The 20247-nt window shown below is 69.7% G+C and carries 21 protein-coding genes; 11 read left to right on the forward strand and 10 right to left on the reverse strand.

Going from position 1 to position 20247, the window contains the following annotated elements:
- Positions 1-27: 27 nt before the first annotated feature.
- Together DFR74_RS12050 and DFR74_RS12055 are read right to left on the reverse strand one after the other, a co-directional pair.
- Entirely contained in the window at positions 28-597 is a 570-nt protein-coding gene (locus DFR74_RS12050) for an LGFP repeat-containing protein (RefSeq protein ID WP_067508290.1), read from the reverse strand.
- Positions 598-730: 133 nt separating this feature from the next.
- A complete protein-coding gene (locus DFR74_RS12055) occupies positions 731-2137 on the reverse strand; it encodes a PhoH family protein (protein ID WP_067508288.1) in 1407 nt (468 codons plus the stop codon).
- A gap of 316 nt (positions 2138-2453) precedes the next feature.
- Between DFR74_RS12055 and DFR74_RS12060 the strand changes: the two genes are divergently transcribed.
- Positions 2454-2726 (forward strand): hypothetical protein, encoded by a 273-nt coding sequence (locus tag DFR74_RS12060; protein WP_067508286.1) that lies wholly within the window; start codon positions 2454-2456, stop codon positions 2724-2726.
- On the opposite strand, the gene DFR74_RS12065 is transcribed toward DFR74_RS12060, so the two are convergent.
- Complete coding sequence (locus DFR74_RS12065; protein ID WP_067508284.1) at positions 2705-3151, reverse strand: limonene-1,2-epoxide hydrolase family protein; 447 nt, start codon at positions 3149-3151, stop codon at positions 2705-2707. The two genes, DFR74_RS12060 and DFR74_RS12065, sit on opposite strands and share 22 nt — an antisense overlap.
- Before the next feature lie 9 nt (positions 3152-3160).
- Positions 3161-3889 carry a TetR/AcrR family transcriptional regulator gene (locus DFR74_RS12070; protein WP_067508282.1) on the reverse strand — a complete coding sequence of 243 codons (729 nt, stop codon included), beginning with the start codon at positions 3887-3889 and terminating at the stop codon, positions 3161-3163.
- A gap of 184 nt (positions 3890-4073) precedes the next feature.
- On the opposite strand from DFR74_RS12070, the gene DFR74_RS12075 reads away from it, so the two are divergent.
- The 4 genes from DFR74_RS12075 (at position 4074) to DFR74_RS12090 (ending at position 8384) form a co-directional block, all read left to right on the forward strand.
- Positions 4074-4835: an FAD-dependent monooxygenase gene (locus tag DFR74_RS12075; protein ID WP_232331724.1), complete on the forward strand. Its 762-nt coding sequence runs from the start codon at positions 4074-4076 to the stop codon at positions 4833-4835.
- Between the two features lie 198 nt (positions 4836-5033).
- Positions 5034-6659, forward strand: a complete 1626-nt coding sequence (locus DFR74_RS12080) for a hypothetical protein (RefSeq protein WP_067508280.1) — start codon at positions 5034-5036, stop codon at positions 6657-6659.
- The gene (locus DFR74_RS12085) at positions 6659-7378 is read left to right on the forward strand and encodes an ESX secretion-associated protein EspG (protein ID WP_067508278.1); all 720 of its coding nucleotides are present in this window, start codon (positions 6659-6661) and stop codon (positions 7376-7378) included. Before DFR74_RS12080 ends, DFR74_RS12085 begins: the two co-directional genes overlap by 1 nt.
- A gap of 373 nt (positions 7379-7751) precedes the next feature.
- Positions 7752-8384 carry a mycothiol-dependent nitroreductase Rv2466c family protein gene (locus DFR74_RS12090; RefSeq protein ID WP_067508276.1) on the forward strand — a complete coding sequence of 211 codons (633 nt, stop codon included), beginning with the start codon at positions 7752-7754 and terminating at the stop codon, positions 8382-8384.
- A gap of 160 nt (positions 8385-8544) precedes the next feature.
- On the opposite strand, the gene glyA is transcribed toward DFR74_RS12090, so the two are convergent.
- Positions 8545-9840 (reverse strand): serine hydroxymethyltransferase, encoded by a 1296-nt coding sequence (gene glyA / locus DFR74_RS12095; protein WP_067508274.1) that lies wholly within the window; start codon positions 9838-9840, stop codon positions 8545-8547.
- 83 nt (positions 9841-9923) lie between these two features.
- Positions 9924-10493, reverse strand: coding sequence for a TetR/AcrR family transcriptional regulator (locus DFR74_RS12100; RefSeq protein WP_228789034.1), 570 nt, complete (start codon positions 10491-10493; stop codon positions 9924-9926).
- Positions 10494-10586: 93 nt separating this feature from the next.
- Here DFR74_RS12100 and DFR74_RS12105 point away from each other — a divergent pair, with 93 nt between their 5' ends.
- The 3 genes from DFR74_RS12105 to DFR74_RS35915 all read left to right on the forward strand — a co-directional run bounded on the left by DFR74_RS12105 (position 10587) and on the right by DFR74_RS35915 (position 11772).
- Positions 10587-11039 (forward strand): PaaI family thioesterase, encoded by a 453-nt coding sequence (locus DFR74_RS12105; protein ID WP_067508338.1) that lies wholly within the window; start codon positions 10587-10589, stop codon positions 11037-11039.
- An 11-nt stretch (positions 11040-11050) separates the two neighbouring features.
- Positions 11051-11488, forward strand: coding sequence for a nitroreductase/quinone reductase family protein (locus tag DFR74_RS12110; protein WP_232331723.1), 438 nt, complete (start codon positions 11051-11053; stop codon positions 11486-11488).
- A gap of 143 nt (positions 11489-11631) precedes the next feature.
- A complete protein-coding gene (locus DFR74_RS35915) occupies positions 11632-11772 on the forward strand; it encodes a hypothetical protein (RefSeq protein ID WP_157115827.1) in 141 nt (46 codons plus the stop codon).
- A 12-nt stretch (positions 11773-11784) separates the two neighbouring features.
- Here the strand turns inward: DFR74_RS35915 and DFR74_RS12115 are convergent, their stop codons facing one another.
- The gene (locus tag DFR74_RS12115; RefSeq protein WP_067508271.1) at positions 11785-12981 is read right to left on the reverse strand and encodes a DUF885 domain-containing protein; all 1197 of its coding nucleotides are present in this window, start codon (positions 12979-12981) and stop codon (positions 11785-11787) included.
- Positions 12982-13190: 209 nt separating this feature from the next.
- Here DFR74_RS12115 and coaA point away from each other — a divergent pair, with 209 nt between their 5' ends.
- Positions 13191-14123, forward strand: coding sequence for a type I pantothenate kinase (coaA, locus tag DFR74_RS12120; RefSeq protein ID WP_067508269.1), 933 nt, complete (start codon positions 13191-13193; stop codon positions 14121-14123).
- A 109-nt stretch (positions 14124-14232) separates the two neighbouring features.
- On the opposite strand, the gene DFR74_RS12125 is transcribed toward coaA, so the two are convergent.
- Both DFR74_RS12125 and DFR74_RS12130 read right to left on the reverse strand, forming a co-directional pair.
- The gene (locus DFR74_RS12125; protein WP_232331722.1) at positions 14233-14829 is read right to left on the reverse strand and encodes a hypothetical protein; all 597 of its coding nucleotides are present in this window, start codon (positions 14827-14829) and stop codon (positions 14233-14235) included.
- Positions 14830-14858: 29 nt separating this feature from the next.
- Positions 14859-15677: an isoprenyl transferase gene (locus DFR74_RS12130; RefSeq protein WP_067508267.1), complete on the reverse strand. Its 819-nt coding sequence runs from the start codon at positions 15675-15677 to the stop codon at positions 14859-14861.
- 116 nt (positions 15678-15793) lie between these two features.
- Between DFR74_RS12130 and trhA the strand changes: the two genes are divergently transcribed.
- Both trhA and DFR74_RS12140 read left to right on the forward strand, forming a co-directional pair.
- Complete coding sequence (gene trhA / locus DFR74_RS12135) at positions 15794-16468, forward strand: PAQR family membrane homeostasis protein TrhA (protein ID WP_324191991.1); 675 nt, start codon at positions 15794-15796, stop codon at positions 16466-16468.
- 90 nt (positions 16469-16558) lie between these two features.
- A complete protein-coding gene (locus tag DFR74_RS12140) occupies positions 16559-18127 on the forward strand; it encodes an adenylate/guanylate cyclase domain-containing protein (protein ID WP_084537531.1) in 1569 nt (522 codons plus the stop codon).
- Here the strand turns inward: DFR74_RS12140 and DFR74_RS12145 are convergent, their stop codons facing one another.
- Positions 18128-20176, reverse strand: coding sequence for a thioredoxin domain-containing protein (locus DFR74_RS12145; RefSeq protein ID WP_232331721.1), 2049 nt, complete (start codon positions 20174-20176; stop codon positions 18128-18130).
- Positions 20177-20247 lie beyond the last annotated feature (71 nt).

The following is a 20247-nucleotide window of genomic DNA, read 5'->3' on the forward strand; positions in this document are numbered from 1 at the left end:
ACGGGCCGCGGGTGTCGTGACGAATCACTAATTCCGGGTGACGGTGATCTCGCCGTTGATCCAGGTGATGGTGCCGCCGGTGAACTCGCTCTGCTTGCCGCCGGGGACGTCGGTCTCGTCGCTGGTCGGATAGCCGAGGTCGCCGTTGGCGCCGCCGTTCTCCTCCCACGCCTCGCGGATCAGGCCCCACACGATGTGCGGTTCGCCCTCCTCCGGCTCGTAGATGGTGCCGCCGACGAAGTCCTGGTAGCGGCCGTTGTTCGGGCCGGTCTCCTCGGCCTCCTCGGGGGCGCCGAGCGGACCGGTCAGGCCGCCCGATTCGAGGTACTTCTCGTAGATGTCCCCGGAGATGGTGACCTCGGCGCCGCCCGGCGTGGCGATGGTGGTCTGCTCGCCCGCCGCACCGCCGGGGGCCGGCATCGCGGTGCCGTCCGGGGAGGTGGTGTGGTCGCCCGCGTGCGTGGTCGTGGCCGCGGCGGCGGTCGTGGTGGTGGCGCTGTCGCCGTCGGTGTCGGTGTCGTCGCCGCAACCGGCGATCAGCAGGCCGGCGGCCGCGAGTGCGATGGTGAATCCAGCCGTGCGTCGAGCGTGGTGCATGTGGTCCCCTCTCGAGTAGGCAACAACGGGCAACGGCCCGGCGAATCGTGAGACGACCCGCCGGACCGCGCCCGAACTGGGTAACTCGGCGGAGTCTACCCACCCGCTGTGGTGTGAAACACGCACCTGGCTATCACATGTTGGGCCCGTACTCCTCCAGCATCTCGGTGACGAGCGCCGCAATCGGCGAACGCTCGCTGCGGGTCAGCGTGATGTGCGCGAAAAGCGGGTGCCCCTTGAGCTTCTCGATCACCGCGGCCACACCGTCGTGCCTGCCGACGCGCAGGTTGTCGCGCTGGGCGACGTCGTGGGTGAGCACCACCCGCGATCCGGTGCCGAGCCTGCTGAGCACGGTGAGCAGCACATTGCGCTCCAGTGACTGCGCCTCGTCGACGATCACGAAGGAGTCGTGCAGCGAGCGGCCCCGAATGTGGGTGAGCGGCAACACCTCCAGCATGTCGCGGCTGAGCACCTCCTCCATCACCTCCGGCGAGGCCAGCCCGTCGAGGGTGTCGAAGACCGCCTGGGCCCACGGGCCCATCTTCTCGCTCTCGGTGCCGGGCAGGTAGCCCAGATCCTGGCCACCGACCGCGTACAGCGGGCGGAACACCACCACCTTGCGCTGGGTGCGGCGCTCCAGCACGGCCTCGAGACCGGCGGTCAGCGCCAGCGCCGACTTGCCGGTGCCCGCCTTGCCGCCGAGGGAGACGATGCCGACGCTCTCGTCGAGCAGCAGGTCCAGCGCGATGCGCTGTTCGGCGGAGCGGCCGTGCAGGCCGAACGCCTCGCGCTCGCGCACCAGCTGCACGCGCTTGTCCGCCGTGACCCTGCCCAGCGCACTGGAACTCGGGCCGAGCAGCCGGACGCCGGTGTGGCACGGCAGTTCTCGCGCCTCCTCCAGATCCACCACCGATTCGGCATAGAGCTGGTCGATGCGGTCGGTGACCACGTCGATCTCGGTCATACCGGTCCAGCCGGAGGTCACCACGTCCTGGGCGTGGTACTCGTCGGCGTGCAGACCGACCGCGCTCGCCTTGACGCGCAGCGGGATGTCCTTGGACACCATCACCACGCGGCGGCCCTCGGCGGAGAGGTTCAGCGCGCAGGCCAGGATGCGGGAATCGTTGCTGTCGGTGCGGAAGCCCACCGGGAGCACGGAGGGGTCGGTGTGATTGAGTTCCACCTGCAGCGTTCCGCCCTCGGTGCCGATCGGCACCCGCTGATCCAGCCTGCCGTGCTGCAGGCGCAGATCGTCCAGGTTGCGCAGGGCCTCCCGCGCGAACCAGCCCAGTTCGTGATGATGCCGCTTGCCTTCGAGTTCGCTGATGACGACCAGCGGAAGCACGACGTCGTGTTCGCCGAACCGGGTGAACGCCCAGGGATCGGAGAGCAGGACCGACGTATCGATGACGAACGTCTTGGCACCGGCGTGACGGGTGTGCGAGGGGCGGTCCCCCTTGGTGTCGGAAGAGACAGCGGCGTCCGAACCAGCGGAACGGGAGGGCGCCGAGGGGGCGGAAACGGAGCGTGCAGCAGTCACGGTGGGCTCCTTTTGTGTCCGCGCGGCACCCGTGCGGACGATCTCGCTGGACCGGTCCGTCCTGATGGACCCGACTTGCGTCAGATGCCACGAGGGCCGGGTGCCGGCCCCCTCGTACTGAGTAGCTCAGTCACGGTCAGGACCTCCCGTACGGACCACACCGACGCGACCCGCACCACCGACGCTACCGCCGACCACCCGGTCCGCGCTCGCCGACGAATAGGCGTGTCGGTGAAGATCCCGTTAACGGGCGCATCGCACGTCCCGTTCGCCAGGGTGTTCCCGCAGGTCACCCCCGCCGGATAGAGTCGCTGACATGGCCGGTCAGGAAGAACTCGAGAAGCTGTCGTCCAAGGAACTGCACGACCGCGCGGTGCGGCTGGCGGTGCGGCGCGGGGACGTCAAATACCTGTGGAAACTGCTCACCCGCATCCCCGCCGCGGAGGCCGCCGCGGGCAATCTCGGCGAGAGCGAGGCCGAGATCAAGTACGTGCTCCCGCTCATCGACGACTACATCCACGCCGGGGACGGGGCGCTTGCCGAACAGTTGCGGCCGTACTACCTGGACTACTTGGTCGAGCATTCCTGACGCTGGCGGCCGCGTCCCAGAGCGGCTCGTGCGGCGCCCACCGCGACCCCGCGCAGCAGGTTCTCCCAGCTGAAGTGGTCGTGCCACAGCGTGATTCGGCCGTCGCGTAGCTCGAACGTGCCCGCCACCCAGAACTCGACGCGCAGCGGGCCGAAGATCAGGATGTCGGTGCGGTCGGTGAGCACGACGTCGCGGTCGGCGGCAATGTGGTGGATGCGCACGTCGAAACCCAGCCACGGCCGCTCCAGGCCGCGCAGCACCCGCCCCACCATCGCACCGCGCATATCGGGGAGCGAGGTGTTCCGCCATACCGCGTCCGGGGCGAGCAGTTCCAGCGCCTCGTCGACGGCGCCGAGCCCGAGCGCGGCGAAGAACTCCCGCACCGTGGTGATCGAGTCCTGCTGGAGGTCGAGTTCCTCGGACATTTCTCGACTCTAGGCCGAGCCGGGCGTCGGCGGGTTCGAGATGGCCCGATTCGCGATCAGGGCGGCCAGGCCGTCGAGGATGCGGTCGATGCCGAAGTCCAGTGCGGCGCCGGAACTTTCCTGTTCGGCCTCCTCCGCGAACGCGGCGAGAACCGCGGGGTAGCGGTCGCCCGCGGCCGCGAAGGTGTCGCGATAAGCGGACTGGATGCGGTCGGCGCTGACGTCGTCGGAGGCGGTGCCCAGTTGCTGGGCGAGGGCGCGGACGTGGCCGCTGAGCAGGACGACGGTGTCGAGCCGCTCCGGGCCGGTCATCCCGGTGCCGTCCATGGCCCGCAACGCCGCGTCCAGCCAGCCCATCTCGTTCGGGCCGATCGGGCGCGGGCCGACGGCGAGTTCCAGGGCCCACGGGTGCGCGCGGTAGCGCGTGAACAACGCGTGCGCCCAGTCGCGCAGACCCGCTCGCCACGAGTCACTCGCGCGGGACGGCGGTTCCCCCATGGCCGCGTCCAGCATCAGGGCGGTGAGCTGCTCTTTTCCCGGCACGTAGCGGTACAGGGACATCTTCGTGAAGCCGAGACGCTCAGCGAGCCGCTGCATCGACAGGTTCGCCAGTCCGTCGGCGTCGGCCAGCCCGATCGCGGCGTCCACGATGCCGCCGAGCGTGAGCGCGGGTTTCGGACCGCGGCGGGCCGGTCGCGCGGTGCCCCATAGCAATTCGACGGTGCTCGGCGACGTCATCGGCGGCTCCTCCGGGGGTTGACCAGGTAACTGTGTCTACCATACGCTAATTTGCGTCCATCGGAAACAGATTCCGTCGGACGCAGTAGATTGGAGACCTCATGCGCGCGCTCATCTCCGGTGCCGGTATCGCCGGGCCCGCGACGGCCTATTGGCTGCACGATTCGGTTGGACCGTCACCGTCGTGGAACGCGCCGCCGCGCCGCGACCGGGCGTGCAGGCCGTGGACTTCAAAGGCCGCACCCACCGCACCGTGCTGGAACGTATGGGCATCTGGGACGAGGTACATCGACAGCGCACCGGCACGACGGACTTCGTATTCGTCGACGAAAAGGATCGACGCCGCGCGACGCTGCCCGGCGAGTTCACCGGTGGCGATGTGGAGATCCAGCGCGGCGACCTCGCCGAAATCCTCTATCGCCACACGGCGGACACCTGCACGTACGTCTTCGGCGACACGATTGCGGACCTGTCGGAGGCGAGCGACGGTGTGCGGGTCACCTTCGAACACGGTGCGCCGCAGACGTTCGATCTGGTCATCGGCGCGGACGGAATACATTCCCGGGTCAGGCATCTGGCGTTCGGGCCTGAGCGCGAACACGTCAAGCACCTGGGGTATTACAACTGCGTCGCCGCCGCGAGTCCGTGGGGTGATGAGCAGAACCGTGATCGCCTCACCGCATACGGCTTCAACGCGCCCGGCCGACTGGCGATGAGTGGCGGGCCGAAAGCCCAGCAATTCTACCTTTTCGCGTCCGACGAATTCGCCTATGCGCGACGATGTGGACGCGCAGCGACGTATCGTCCGGGAAGGCTTCGCGGGACTGGGTTGGGAGATCCCCCGCATGCTGACGCCGCTACGCCCAGCTCGGCGGGCAGACGAATCCCGGGCGGTTCCTGGCCCCGCGGACCGCGACGGGCATCCGGCTGCGCAACCGGTTCGTGAACTCGCCGCTGTTCGCGCTCATGACGCGGGGTCGGCGACAAAGCCGCCGAGGACATCGACCTGATCGACTATCCGGCCGTCGCGGCGCGGTGATCAGAGGTAGCGGTGATCAGAGGTAATCGATTGCGTTTCAGTGGAACCCGGCGGGGAGTGGGTGCGTCTATAGGGTCAAACGAGCACTGACGAAGGGGCGTCGAGATGACGGTGCGAGGCACGGACGGGCGGGCGATCACCGATCCCGAGAACGCGCACAGCCTCACCCACGCCGAGATCAAGGCCGCGGCCGACGGTATGGACCCCGGTGCGGCCGGTGCCGCGAGCCGAGCGTGGGCGGCACTGGCGGCCACGGTCGCGGGGGCGGGCGAGGAGTTCGGCGCGGCGGCGGCGCAGGCGATGGAACAGGGCTGGGAAGGCGAGGCGGCGGAGTCGGCCGCGCGGCACGTGCGCGAGTTCGTCGCGGGACTGGGAGACCTGGGCGCGGCGTTGGGGGCGCAGAGCGAGCCGATCGTCGCGGCGGGGGAAGCGGCTGCGCGGTTCAAGGCCGCCATTCCCGAACCGGGCGGGTCGGAAACTGCAGCGGGGGAACGTAATTCGGCGGAGGAACAGGCGCGCGACGATATGCACGCGCTGTATATCGAGCCGTTTCTGCGCGTCGCGGGGAGTCTGCCGACCTTGCCGGAGCCGTTCGCGTCTTCGTCGGGGGCGGGTGGTGGTTGGGGTCCGCTGCTCGGGGTGTGGAGCGGCGGATCCGGCGATCCGGGGGGCGAGGAGGGCTGGGGTACGGACGCCGGTCGCGAACCGGACAGCGGCGCGGATCAGGGAGCTGATGCCGGTCACGGAACCGGTGCGGGTCACGGAACTGATGCGGGCGAAGGAACCGGTACGGGTGCAGGCACCGATGCCGATCAGGGAATCGACGCGGATCAGGGTGCGAACTCGGAGGTGGATACGAATCCCGCCGGGGACGACGGTGACGGCGCAGGCGGGAATCGACCCGAAAATTCCACGCAAGGCTCGCAGGACTCCTTGCTGGGCGGCGACCAGCCCGGCGAACAGGGCCGGCCCGACGATCAATCCGAGGCCCAGGGCGATCCCGCCAACCAGTCGGGCGACGACCAGGCCGAGCCGGGTGCGACCCCCGAGAGCGAGTCGCCGGACCAGAACCCGGAGGATCCGGCCGCACAGGAGAATCCGAGCGGTACGGACCCCGTGACAGATCCGGACCACGCCACGGATGATCGATCGTCGGACGGTGCCCCGCGACCCGGTGGCGGCGAGACGAACTCCGGTGACCAACCGGGTAACAACCACCCGGCCCCGGGCACGTCCACACCGAACGACACCACCCCGTCGAACTCGGTTACCGCGCAGTCGCTTTCACAGCCACCCGCACACCAACCGCAGGGATACCAGCCCGGCCCAGCACCCACGTCACCCATCGGCACCACCCCCATCGCAAGCCCCACACCAACGCCCGCACCCGCATACACAGGCCAACCCGCACCGCCAGGCTTCTCCCCCACACCGGAAACCCCTTCCCGCCCAGGCATTCCGACGGGCAGCACCGGTCTCCCCACTCCCCCACCCGCGCCGGGCTCGTCGGTCGCCGCCACACCCACGACTCCCCAGCCACAGCCCGGCCAACCCCGACCTTCTCTTCCCGGCGCACCGGGTTACGCCGGTGCGTTCGCCGCCGCACCCCGGGCGCGAAAGGAGGAGGACGGCGAACACGACACGGCCCGGTACCTCCGCTCCGAAGAGCACGGTCGAGAACTGATCGGCGAGATCCCCAAGACGGTGCCGCCCGCCCTGGGGGCCGACTGATGAGCCGCTGGACGTTCTCGTCCGAGCAATTCGCGGCGCTGTGGTTCGGCACCGGACTGGATCGGATGCCGTTCCCGTTCCGCTTCACCAGCCGCTACCCCGGTCTGCGCGAATACCGCGACTACCAAAGGGATTTCCGCGCCGAACTGGAGGACGAGGAGCACACGCCGCTGCACCGCTGCCTGCACGTGCTGGCCCACCCCGACTGGCGCGTCGAACTCCTTGGCATCGACAACCGCAAGGGCGGGATCGAGATGCGCGGTATCGGCTGCGGGAACCGCGCGGGTGCGGGCGTGGTCGCATTCCAGAACCCGGCGCCCGATGGCGGGAAGATCCAAGTGCGTCGCTGTCGCGTCGACCAGCTCGCTACCGAACTCGTGCGGCTGCTGCCCGATCCGCCGCCGGGCACCGTCGCCGAACGCGGCTACCTACTCGACGACATCGCAGGCGACCGCGCCGCCGACAACGACACCAGGGAGCGCTACCACCGCTTCTGGCGCCAGAAATACACCACCCGCGGCGCCGCCACCGTCCTGCTCGGCCCCCGCAATGCCACCCCACAACGCACGGGCCGCATCCGCTGGATCGACACCCCCGACGGCCGCTACTGCGAAGTCCCCGCCAACCGCTCCCTCATGATCCGCCCCGCCCGCAGCACCGACATCATCCGCTACCTGGACGAGTCCATAGTCCGCACCCGCGCCCGCCTCGACCGATGAGCGGACGCCCCGCTCGGGACAGCGATGCTCGTAACTTGCACAATCACCTGAGGGGTTCCCTGCCTGTCACTCGAATCGGTCCGGACGACGACGCCCTCGACAGGGCGACGCGTTCGATGGGAGCCACTACCGACGACGCCGTCAGCGCCGCACGCGGCGGCCTCCAGCGCGCGACGCGTGAACGCGGCGCGACGGCGGCGCGCACGCGGACAGCGTGGCGATTTCGAGCAGACGGCGACCGCGCACACTGCCGCGAAAGCCGCGCGGAAGAAGGTCTTCGAGCAGTGATCACCTGACGGCCAGCCCTTGAATTGGTCAGCTTATCTGACTATATTGATCAGATAAGCTGACCAACTCCCGAAGGGGTGACCCCATGGTGCACCGTGTGGAGCTGTTCGTCGATCCGGCGTGCCCGTACACCTGGATCGCGTACCGGTGGCTCAGCGAGGAAGTGCATCAGCGCAGGCCGATCGCGCTGCGCTTGCGCCTGATGAGCCTTCACCTGCTCAACACCGCCCCCGCACCCGACTACCGCGCGCAGCTAGCGGTCGCCGACCGGCTCACCCATCTCGCCGCCGGGATACGCGCCGCGCACGGGGAGGCCACGTTCACCCGGTTCTACCGCGAGTTCGGGCGCACATTCTTCACGCCCGCCCACACCGACATCGTCATCGCCGCCCGAGAAGATCAGCGGCCGTGGGCGACTCAGCTCACCACTGCCGTGGACGCCGCTCTCCACACCATCGGCCTCGAGCCACCGGCCGACATCACCGCCGCCGACGCCACCCTGCGCGCGGAGCACGCCGAGGCCATCGCGGCCGTCGGCACCGACGTCGGCACACCCGTCCTCCGCATCGACGGCGCGGCCTGCTTCGGCCCGGTGCTCAGCGCCGTCCCGCGCGGACGCGACGCCCTCGACCTCTTCGACGGCGTCCGCCTGCTCACCGCCCACCGGCACTTCTTCGAACTCAAACGAACCCGCCTGCGCGAGTTGAGTTTCCACTGAAACGCCGAGCGGCACCACCCACTTGTCGTCGGTTACAGCGAATCTCGGCATCCACTGAACGCCGACCGCCACCCACGTGAGCTACCGCGGAACTCGACCTCCACGGAAAACGCCGAGCGCCCCCGCACCAACGGCACGGGAGCGCTCGACGAAAACGGGCTCAGCCCAGCAGGTTCCAGTCTTCCAGACCCTGGTACAGCGGCACGCTCTGCGCGAGTTCGGTGACGCGGCCGCGCAGCGTCTCCACATCGGAACCGCCGGCGAGCGCGGTGGCGATGATGTCAGCGACCTCGGTGAACTCGGCGTCGCCGAAACCGCGGGTGGCCAGCGCGGCGGTGCCGATGCGCAGGCCGGAGGTGACCATCGGCGGGCGCGGGTCGAACGGAACGGCGTTGCGGTTCACCGTGATACCGATCTCGTGCAGCAGATCCTCGCCCTGCTGGCCGTCGAGCTGCGAGTTGCGCAGATCCACCAGCACCAGGTGCACATCGGTGCCGCCGGTCAGCACGCTGACCCCCTTGCCCGCCACATCGGCGCCGGTGAGGCGCTCGGCCAGGATCTTCGCGCCCGAGAGCGTGCGCTCCTGACGGTCACGGAACTCCGGGGTACCCGCGATCTTGAACGCCACGGCCTTCGCGGCGATCGCGTGCATGAGCGGACCGCCCTGCTGGCCGGGGAACACGGCGCTGTTGAGCTTCTTGGCCCACTCCTGCTTGGCCAGGATCAGGCCGGAGCGCGGGCCGCCCAGGGTCTTGTGCACGGTGGAGGAGACCACGTCGGCGTAGGGCACCGGCGAGGGGTGCAGCCCGGCGGCCACCAGGCCGGCGAAGTGCGCCATATCGACCCACAGGTAGGCGCCGACCTCGTCGGCGATCTCGCGGAACGCGGCAAAATCCTGGTGGCGCGGGTAGGCCGACCAGCCCGCGACGATCACGCGCGGCTGCGCCTCCCGCGCGATCTTGCGGACCTCGTCCATGTCGATCCGGTGGTCTTCTTTGCTCACCCCGTAGGAGTGGACCTCGTAGAGCTTGCCCGAGAAGTTCAGGCGCATGCCGTGGGTCAGGTGACCGCCGTGCGCGAGGTCGAGGCCGAGCAGCTTCTCGCCGGGGTTCATCAGCGCCATCAGCACCGCGGCGTTGGCCTGCGCGCCGGAATGCGGCTGCACGTTGGCGAATTCGGCGCCGAAGAGTTCCTTGGCGCGGTCGCGGGCGAGCGTCTCGACGACGTCGACGTGCTCGCAGCCGCCGTAGTAGCGGCGGCCGGGGTAGCCCTCGGCGTACTTGTTGGTGAGCACGCTGCCCTGGGCCTGGAGCACCGCGCGGGGCACGAAGTTCTCCGAGGCGATCATCTCGAGGGTGTCGCGCTCCCTGGCGAGCTCGCCTGCCATCGCGGCAGCCAGCTCGGGATCGAGCTCACCGAGGGACTGGGAATTGACAGAGGCGGTCGTCTGCGTCACCGGCCCAGTCTATGGGGCCGCGTCGGCGCAGATCACGCGGGGTTCGACCGGTGACCGCGGGGTGATATGGCACACATCCGGCCTCAGGTCCGCGGCGGTCCGGCGTCGAGCAGCAGCGCGAGGTTGGCCGCCACGTCGTCGAGCGGGCGGGTCGTCTTGCCCGCGCGGGACTGCACGATGGCGCCCTCGATCGCGCTGATGACGAAGCTCGCCAGCGAGCGCGACCGTTCGGCGCCCACCCCGTGCTCGGCGAGAGCGGCGGCGAGCAGTTCGGTCCAGTCGCCGAAGACCTCGCCCGCAGCCGATTGCGCGCGCGGCTCCGATTCGGCCAGCGCCGCGCCCACCACCGGACAGCCCGCGGTGAAATCGCTGGTCTCCAGGGTCTGCTTCCACCAGTCGACGAGCGTCGCCAGCCAGTCGGCCGGCGCACCCTGCGCGGTGACGCCGGTGAGCAACGCCGACATCCGCCGCCCCGCCGCCTTGGTCGCCGCCTCGACCAGTTCGCCCTTGCCGGACGGGAAGTGCTGGTAGAGCGAATTGCGCGAGGTGTTGCTGCGTTCGAGCAGGGCGGCCAGTCCGGCGCCGTGCACCCCGTGTTCGCGCACCAGCTCGATGGCGCCCTCGATCAGCCGGTCGCGCGGCCCCATACCCATGCGTCGCTCCTTCCGCTTGCGTGGACCGATCGGTCCATGTTGCAATCATGACAGATGTGGACCGATCGGTTCACCGAAAGGACGGAATCACCCATGAGTACCGCCGCCCCGATCGATCCGGCCCAGCTCTCCGGGCTCGAATTGCTGCGCACCGCGCTGGCGCTGGAGGACCGCCCGCCCGTCATCGGCGATCTGCTCGGCTTCGAGGTCGAGGAGATCGAGCACGGCCGCGTGACGTTCGCGCTGCACACCCGGCCCGAGTTCGCCAACCCGCTGGGCACCACGCACGGCGGCATCTGCGCCACGCTGCTCGACTCGGTGATGGGCTGCGCCGTGCACACCACGCTGGAGGCCGGCGTCGGCTACAGCACGCTCGAACTCAAGATCAACTACATCCGCGCCGTCCCCACCGACGGGCGCAAGCTCACCGCCACCGGCACCACCATCCACGTGGGCCGCACCACCGCCACCGCCGAGGGCCGCGCCCTGGATGCCGAGGGCCGGCTCGTCGCGCACGCCACCACCACCTGCGTCATCTTCCGCTGAAGGAGCCCACCGTGCCGACCTCGACGAGTCTGCGAAAGTTCAAGCGGGAGCGGTTCATCGGCCGCTACCTCGCCAATCCGGCGGTCGCCGCGCTCGACCGCGTCGGTATCCGGTCCAAGCTGGTGTCCGAACTCGAGACGACCGGCGCGAAGACCGGACTGCCGCGCCGGGTGCCGGTGACCGCGACCTTCGACGACGACGGCGCCTGGGTCATCTGCCAGCACGGGCAGCGGGCGGGCTGGGCGCGCAATATCGCCGCCGACCCGCAGGTGCGCATCCGCCGCGGCGACCGCTGGTACACCGGCACCGCCGAATTCGTCCCGGACGACGACGTGGTGGCGCGGGCGCGGACCTTCGCCGACGGGCGGATCATGCGGTCGGCCGTCGCGTGGACGGTGCGGGCGCTGGAGACCGACCCGGTCTCGGTGCGCATCACCTTCACGTCCTGACCGGGGTCCGGCGATCACCCGTAGGCATCGCCCGGACCGAGCGAACCGCCCTGAGCTGGGAATACGTCTGTCGACCCGAATATTCGGGGCAGGACAACGGGTAACGAGAGGCCCGGCGCGGACCGGTCTACCGGGTGTACGTCATGCCCGACCATCCGAAGGAAGTGTCACCCATGCTGCACCCGGTCTCCGTGCCCAACAACCCGATCGAAGCGCTGCTGCGCACCATCTCCTGGCTGATCTGTTCGATCTCGTCCGGCCAGGGCTGCGCGATCATCCAGTGACGGCGCGGCCGCTCACATCCGGCGCACGGCGGCGGGTGTGAGCGGCTCGTCCAGCAGCCGCCGGAAGCGCTCGGCCCGGTCGTCGGCGTCGGCCGCGCGATCCAGCCACCCGCCGAGCAACCGATACCCTTCCACGTAGGTGCTGATGTAGGCCCGCCACAGCGGCGAGGAGAGGAACCGCAGCGATTGGCGCGCCCGCTCCGGCGGCAACAGATTCCACCGCTGGAGGAACTCCGCCACCTCGGTCTCGTCGAGGCGGCGGTCGTGCAGGAGCAGCGCCGCGTCCTGCCGCACACCGAGCAGTTGCGCCGACGCCTCGGCCAGCCGCTCGGCGCGTTCCCCGTCGAAACGCAAGCCGAGATCCGCGTAGATCTCCTGCGCCCACTTACCCCAGCCGGGGCCGACGATCGACCGCAGGGCCAGATCGGCCAGACCCTCCGCCATCAGGCACTGCGGCGTGTTCACCAGGAACAGCGTCTGTTCCGCCTGTCCCGCCGCCACCAACCCGGCCTCCTTGCGGCAGTGCTCGGTGTGGTGGCCCGGATAGGACTCGTGCGCGATCAGATGCGGCAGGTTCGCCATGTGCTGCTTCAGGTCCGAGTTGATCGCGACCGTCGACCGGTAATCGCCCAGGTAGTAGTTGAATCCGGACCACGGCTTGTCGCCGACCACCTCGTAGGCGACGTGTTCGTGGTCGGGCAGCGGATAGCGGGCGCGGACCAGTTCGCGCAGCGCGCCGGAGAACGCCTCCACGCAGTCGCGCAGCCGCTCCGGCGGGATCTCGTCGGCCTTGCGGTGCGCGGCGACGCGTTCGGCCAGCGTGCCGTCGCCGGCCAGCACCTCGTCCATGCGACGGTGCGCCTCGCGGTAGTCGGCCTCGTCGCCGGGCGCGATGTCGACGTCGAAGTAGGAGCGGACCTCCTCGACGAACGGGATGTCCTCGCCGGCGAACTTGCGCGCGGAGGTCTCCAGCGCGCGCAGGTGCGCGTCCAGGAATTCGGTGCGCTCCGGGACCAGGCCCGCGTCGGGCAGCGCCGAGCGCAGATCGGCGGCCTTGCGGGCCAGCTCGCGCGGCTGCGGCGCGGGTGCGTTCTCGCTGTCCCTGCGCAATTGGGGATCGCCGGTGTAGGCGTCCACGAAACCGGATTCGAGGCGATCGAAGGCTAGACCGAGCCGCAGGTACTCGGTGACGAGCGGATGCGCTTCCATACCGGCCGACCCTAGCGCGCACGCGCGCGCGTGTTAGGCGCTGTGATGATCACCGCACGTCCGGGCGGTTACCAACCGGTAGCGGGACCCCCCGTTTCACCCCGCGCCGGTACCGGGGGAACAATTCGTCCATGCGGCAAGAGCTGGACCGAATCTCACCGGGGGGACCCGACAGGAGTGCGTGTTTGCCGAAACGGAGCGTCGGGTAAGTGGCACGAATGAGCGAGCCGAGTCCGTATGTGGAATTCGACCGGAAGCAGTGGCGAACCCTTCGCAAATCGACTCCCCTGGTGCTCACCGAGGAAGAACTCATCGGTTTGCGCGGTCTCGGCGAACAGATCGACCTGGAGGAAGTGGCCGAGGTCTATCTGCCGCTCGCTCGTCTGATCCACCTCCAAGTCGCCGCCAGGCAACGGCTTTTCGCGGCCACCGCGACATTCCTCGGGGAGACGCATCCGGACCGCCAGGTGCCCTTCGTGATCGGCGTGGCGGGCAGTGTCGCGGTCGGGAAGTCCACCACGGCGCGTGTGTTGCAGGCGTTGCTGGCGCGCTGGGATCACCATCCGCGTGTGGATTTGGTCACAACCGACGGGTTCCTCTACCCGACCGCGGAACTCACCCGGCGTGGGATCATGCACCGCAAGGGATTCCCGGAGAGCTACGACCGCCGCAAGCTGCTGCGCTTCGTCACCGAGGTGAAATCCGGTGCGTCCGAGGTGTGCGCGCCGGTGTACTCGCACATCTCCTACGACATCGTGCCGGGCAAACTGCACTGCGTGCGCCATCCCGACATCCTGATCGTGGAGGGGCTCAACGTTTTACAGACGGGTCCGCGTTTGATGGTCTCGGATCTGTTCGATTTCTCCATCTACGTCGACGCCCGCATCGAGGACATCGAGAACTGGTACGTGCAAAGGTTTCTCACGCTGCGCGCCACCGCGTTCGCCGACCCCGACGCCCATTTCCACCACTACGCCAATTTCACCGACGAACAGGCCACCGCCGCCGCCAAGGAGATCTGGAACTCCACCAACCGCCCCAACCTCGTCGACAACATCCTGCCGACGCGGCCGCGCGCCACCCTCGTCCTGCGCAAGGACGCCGACCACAGCATCAACAGGCTCCGCTTGCGGAAACTCTGAAATATTCAGACATACCGGGCATTACAGGCACCGGCGCACCGAACACCCCGCGCGGCAGCGGGAATAGCTACATAGAATCGAATTCCACTGGGGTGCACAAACTCCCGATCTACAATGCCCAGGCCCGATCCAGGCGGGTCGCCACGTCGATATCGAGGACGGCGGCGATGTGAGGTTTGCGGAGTTCGGCGCTGAGATACGTGGCGACGAAGCGGCGGATCTCCTCGTCCACGCCCACCAGGTGACGAAGGAGCTGGGCGCGTTTCGTGCCCGCGGCCACGTTGACGCGCACGTCGCGCGGATGCGGGTCGGCGATGTCGATGAGCACGCGCAGGGGCTCGGCGGTGCGGGCGGCCAGGCGCAGCTGGATGGCGCCGTCCACCTCGAAGCGGTGCCGGTCGATACCGAGATCGACCAGCAGGCCCACGCGCAGCGGCAGCACCAACCCGAAGTCGATGATCTCGTCGACGCGACGGTGCACGAGCGGTTCCCCGAGCCGCACGTGGGCGGCGACCTTGGCCAGCCGGGCAGGCCCGACCCGGATCGGACCGACGTCGAAGGCGGTGCCGGTGAGCGCGGCGAACGCGGCCGCGATGCGCTCCTCGGAGACGGCGTACTCGAGGAAGCGGCGGCCGAACTCCTCGTAGCTGATCGGGCGCTCCGGTGCGGCAACCGGCACCCGCGGGGTCTGCGTCAGAACATGCACGGACCGGACGGTACTGGAATATTATCGTTTCAGATGCCGAAACGGCGATGACGGGCCGCGTAATCGCGCAACGCCCGCAAGAAGTCCACCCGGCGGAACTCCGGCCAGTACACCTCGGTGAACCAGATCTCGGAGTACGCGCTCTGCCACAGCAGGAACCCGGACAGCCGCTGCTCGCCCGAGGTGCGGATGACCAGATCCGGATCGGGCTGCCCGGAGGTGTAGAGATGCTGGCCGATGGCGTTCACCGTGATCGACTGGACCAGATCCTCCCCGGTCTCCCCCGCCGCGATCTCCTGGCGCACCAGCGAGCGCACCGCGTCGGTGATCTCCTGCCTGCCGCCGTAGCCGACCGCCACGTTCACGTGCACGCCCTGACGCCCCTCGGTGCGCTCGGCGGCGGTGCGCAGCCGCTTGGCGATCAGCTCGGGGAACCCGTCCAGCGAGCCGACGATCCGCACGCTCCACTCGCGATCCGGCGCCGACAGCTCCTCCACCACGTCGGTGATGACCTCGAAGAGCGTCTCCAGCTCGTCGGGATCGCGCTGCAGATTCTCCGTCGAGAGCAGGTAGACGGTGACCATCTCGATGCCGGCGTCCGAACACCAGCCGACCAGTTCCGCGATCTTCAGCGCGCCGACCCGATGGCCGTGGCTGACGTCGGTGAACCCGTTCTCGCGCGCCCAGCGGCGATTGCCGTCGCACATCACCGCGACGTGGCGTGGGTGTTGTTTTCCGGCCAGCTGCTTGGACAGCCGGGCCTCGTAGATGCGATACGGCAGCACGCGCACCCGACTCCGAAGCTCCACGGCGTCCAACAGTACGCCTCGCCGACGCGATACCGGCATCGACCGCGATAGCGTGGGGCGCTGGCGGAGACCGATAACCTACGCTAGCGTAGGTTACTCGCCGGTTCACCAGGAGGTTGTCCGTGTCCGAACCCGTCGGCACCGCAGACCCGGAGCTGCTCGGCACGTCGCCCGCCGAAGCGCTGGCCGCGCTCGTCAAACCGAGCATGCGCGGCTGGATCCACACGTGGGCCGTCGGCATCGCCGCGATCGCGGTGGCGGTGCTGGTCGCCACCGCCGCCACCGTGTCGGCGACGGCGGGCTGGTCCACGTTCGTCTACGGCGTCACCGTGTGCGGCTTGTTCGGCATCAGCGCCGTCTACCACCGCATCACCTGGAAGTCGGTGCGCACTCGCATCCGGATGAAGCGCGCCGACCACTCGATGATCTTCCTGTTCATCGCGGGCAGCTACACCCCGTTCGCGCTGCTCGGCCTGCCGGGGCGCACCGGGCAGACGCTGCTGGCCGTGGTGTGGGCGGGCGCGCTCGCCGGCGTCGCGCTGAAGCTGCTGTGGCCCACCGCGCCACGCTGGGTGGGCGTACCGCTGTATCTGCTGCTGGGCTGGGCGATCGTGCCGGTGGCCGGGCAGCTCTACGACCGGATCGGGCTCGCGCCGCTGATCCTGCTCGTCATCGGCGGGCTCGTCTACAGCATCGGCGCCATCCTCTACGCCACCAAATGGCCCAACCCGTGGCCGGAGGTGTTCGGGCACCACGAGTTCTTCCACGCCGCCACCGTGCTCGCCGCGCTGTGCCACTACATCGCGATCTGGCTGGTCGTCTTGCGCTGACGCGTTCGCGCCCTCGGCGCGGGTGTGACGGATAAGCTCGTCGTTCGTGTCACCTGTCGCCCCGCGGCCGCCCGGCCGCACCCGTCTGCCGTGATCGCGAAGCTCGTCGTCTGGGCGCTCAAGGCGCGGTGGGGTCTGGCGACACTGTTGACCGCCGCCCACCTCAGCGGCCTCGCGGTGATCTTCACGCTGCTGGTGCTGAGCGGCTTCCTGGGCAGGCTCGGCACCGACTGGGTGCGCGCCCTGCTGATCATCGGCATCTACCCCGTGTTCGGCTTCGCGGTGGGCCTGGTGATGGCGGTGCATGACCGCGCCGCGTACTTCGGCTGGTTGGACCAGACCCGCAGACCGACCACGGAGGAGGCGCGCAGGCTGCTGCGCCTGCCGATGGCGGTGTCGCTGCGCGCGCTGGCGCTGTGGATTCCCGGCGTGGTGGTCGCGACCGTCACCTTCTCCCACCTCACCGAACACGATCCCGCCGTGACGGCCGCGCTGTTCACCATCGGCGCGTTCGAGACCGCCGCGGTGACGTTCCTGATGGTGGACCGGCTGATCCGCCCGACCATTCCCGTGCTCACGGCGGTGCTGGGCACCACCGTCCACTGGAGTTCGTCGGTGCTGGTGCGGCTGCTGCTCACCTGGGCGGTGGCGGGCGCGCTGCCGCTGCTCATGCTGATCGTGGTGCTGGCCGACAAGGTCGCCACACCCGCCGACCGCGTGCGCACCGGCATCTACCTGGCCGCCGTCAGCATCGGGGTGGGCGCGCTGGCGACGGCACTGCTGGCCCGCGCCGTCGCCTTCCCGCTGCGCACGCTGCGGTTGGCGCTGGATCTGATCGGGCGCGGCGAGCTGGAGGCGCGGGTGCCCGTCACCAGCAGCGGTGAGATCGGGCGGCTGGAGCATTCGGTGAACGAACTGGCCGCGAACCTGCGCGAACGCGAGCGCATGCGCGATCTGTTCGGCAGGCACGTCGGCGCGGAGGTGGCCGAGCGCGCGCTGGCCGGCGGCATGGACCTCACCGGCGACGTGCGGGTGGTCTCGGCGCTGTTCGTGGACGTGACGGGGTCGGTGGAGCTGTCGACCGGGCTGGCGCCGCAGGAGTTCGTGGCGAAGCTGAACCGGTTGCTCACCATCGTGGTGGCGGCCACCGAGGAGAACGGCGGGCTGGTCAACAAGTTCGAGGGCGACGCGGCGCTGTGCGTCTTCGGCGCGCCGATCGCGTTGCGCGACAACGCCACTCCCGCGCTGCGGGCGGCCCGGCGCATCCGCGACGAGGTGACCGAGGTCGGGGAACTCGACATCGGCATCGGCGTGGCGCACGGGCGGGTGTTCGCGGGCGACGTGGGCAGCGACACCCGCCTGGAATACACCGTCATCGGCGACGCCGTGAACGAAGCGGCTCGCCTGACCACCGAGGCGAAGACGGTGCCGCGTCGAATCCTGGTGAGCGGCGCGGTGATCGAGGCCGCCGACGCCGCCGAACGCGCCCGCTGGACCCGCTACGACGACATCCTGTTGCGCGGTATGGCGGAGCCGACCACCTGCTGGACCGACATCATCGGCGCGACACCGGTCCCGCCTCCGGTGGTCACGGAGGAACCGCCGGTCAGCGCGATGACCGAGATCCACGGGTCGGCGGCCGAACCCGAGGTGGGGTGATCACCTGCGGGCCAAGGACTCCTGAATCGCGTCGGCCGTCGTCACCGGGAGGTCGCACACCGAGCCCCGGCAGATGTAGGCGGCGGGGGCGGTGCCGACCAGCGGGCGTTCGGCCAGCAGCGGAGCCGAATCCGGTGGCGCGGCCAGGATCACCGAACCGCCCGGTGCCCAGTGGCGGGAGGCGGAGAGGAGTTCCGTTGCGGTGTCGGCGGTTTCGGCCGAGACGGCGATCGCGACCTGGATCGGGCCGCGCAGGGCGGCTTCGGCGACCGCCAGCCACTGACCGGCCGAGCGCGGGGCGCGGGCGAGGACCACGGCACCGCGGGCGAGGGTCCGGTCGGCCAGGTCGCGGTAGCGGATCGCGCGGTCGGGGTCGCTGAGGGCCGCGGCGGTGAGCAGGGCTTCGGCAAGCGAGGACGCACCGGCCGGGGTGGCGCCGTCGACGGGATCGCGGGGGCGGGCGACGAGAACCTCCGCGTCATCGGCGGTGTCGAACCAGCTGCCGGGGGCGTCGGGATCGGCGAAATGCTCGATGGCCGAGTCCAGCAGACGTTGCGCGTCGGTGAGATGGCCCGGGTCGCCGTCGGCTTGATACAGCGCCAGCAGCCCGGTGACCAGCCACGCGTAGTCCTCCAGCACGCCGGGCGAGGCCCCCGCCCGCCCGCCGAGCGAGGCTCGCCGCACGCGACCGTCCACCACGTGCTCGGCCAGCAGGAACCGCGCGCAGCGGTCGGCGGCCGCGACCCAGTCCGGACGGCCCAGTGCCGCACCGGCTTCCGCGAGCGCGGTGATCGCCATGCCGTTCCACGCGGTGACCACCTTGTCGTCGCGCTCGGGCTGCGGGCGGGTGTCGCGTTCGGCGCTGAGCCGGGCCACCACGCGCTCGAGCAACTCGAGGTCGTCGGGGTCTCGGTAGCGGGTGAGCACCGAGGTGCCCTGCTCGAAGTTGCCTCCCGTGGAGACGCCGAAGAACTCCGCCGCCCAGGTGCCGTCGCGCGGGCCGAGCACACCGACGAGTTCGGCGGGCGTCCACACGTACGTGGCGCCCTCGACGCCGGGACCGCCCGGCTCCAGATGGGTGTCGGCGTCCAGCGCCGAGGCGAACCCGCCGTGCTCGGTGCCCAGATCCTTCAGCAGGAAGTCGACCGTCTCGCGAGCCACGCGCAGCGCCAACGCTTCTCGTTCCCCGCCGGGGAATCGGCGCGCGAGATGGGCGTAGACGCGCAGTAATTGGGCGTTGTCATAGAGCATCTTCTCGAAATGCGGCACCACCCAGGCGGCGTCGACCGAGTAGCGCGCGAACCCGCCGCGCAGCTGGTCGTAGATGCCGCCGCGCGCCATCGCCTCCGCCGCGCGCCACACCACCTCGGCGATCCGGTCGTCGCCGGTGCGCTCCCAGCCGCGCAGCAGACCCTCCAGCAGCGCCGAGGGCGGGAACTTCGGCGCGCCGCCGAACCCGCCGTGCTCGGGGTCCTCGTCGCGCAGCACGGTGGCCGCGGTGTGGTTCAGCAGTTCGGCGGTGATGGTGAGATCGGCGTCGGGCAGGCCGGCGGTGTTCGCGCGCAGAGCCTCGGTGACCTGCGTCGATGCCTTGTCCACCTCGTCGCGGCGGGTGCGCCAGGTCTGGATGACGGCGGTCAGCAACTGCGTGAACGACGGCATGCCGCCGCGCGGCGCCTTCGGGTAGTACGTGCCGCAGTAGAACGGTTCCCCGGCCGGGGTGAGGAAGCACGTCATCGGCCACCCGCCCTGCCCGGTCATCGCGACGGTCGCGCTCATGTAGATCGCGTCCAGATCGGGCCGCTCCTCGCGATCCACCTTCACGCACACGTAGTTGTCGTTCATCAGCGCCGCTGTGGCCTCGTCCTCGAACGACTCGTGCGCCATCACATGGCACCAGTGGCAGCTCGCGTACCCGATCGACAGCAGAATCGGCACATCCCGCCGCGCCGCCTCCGCCAACGCCCCCGCATCCCACTCCCGCCAATGCACGGGATTGTCGGCATGCTGACGCAAATAGGGCGAGGTCGCACCGGCCAATCGATTCACCCTGCCAGCCTCCCACACCTCCCATGCGGCACACGAGATCCCGGCCAGTGCGATCCGGTCGTGACGCACCT

The sequence above is a fragment of the Nocardia puris genome, assembly GCF_003315035.1.
In the GTDB taxonomy this organism is placed as follows: domain Bacteria; phylum Actinomycetota; class Actinomycetes; order Mycobacteriales; family Mycobacteriaceae; genus Nocardia; species Nocardia puris.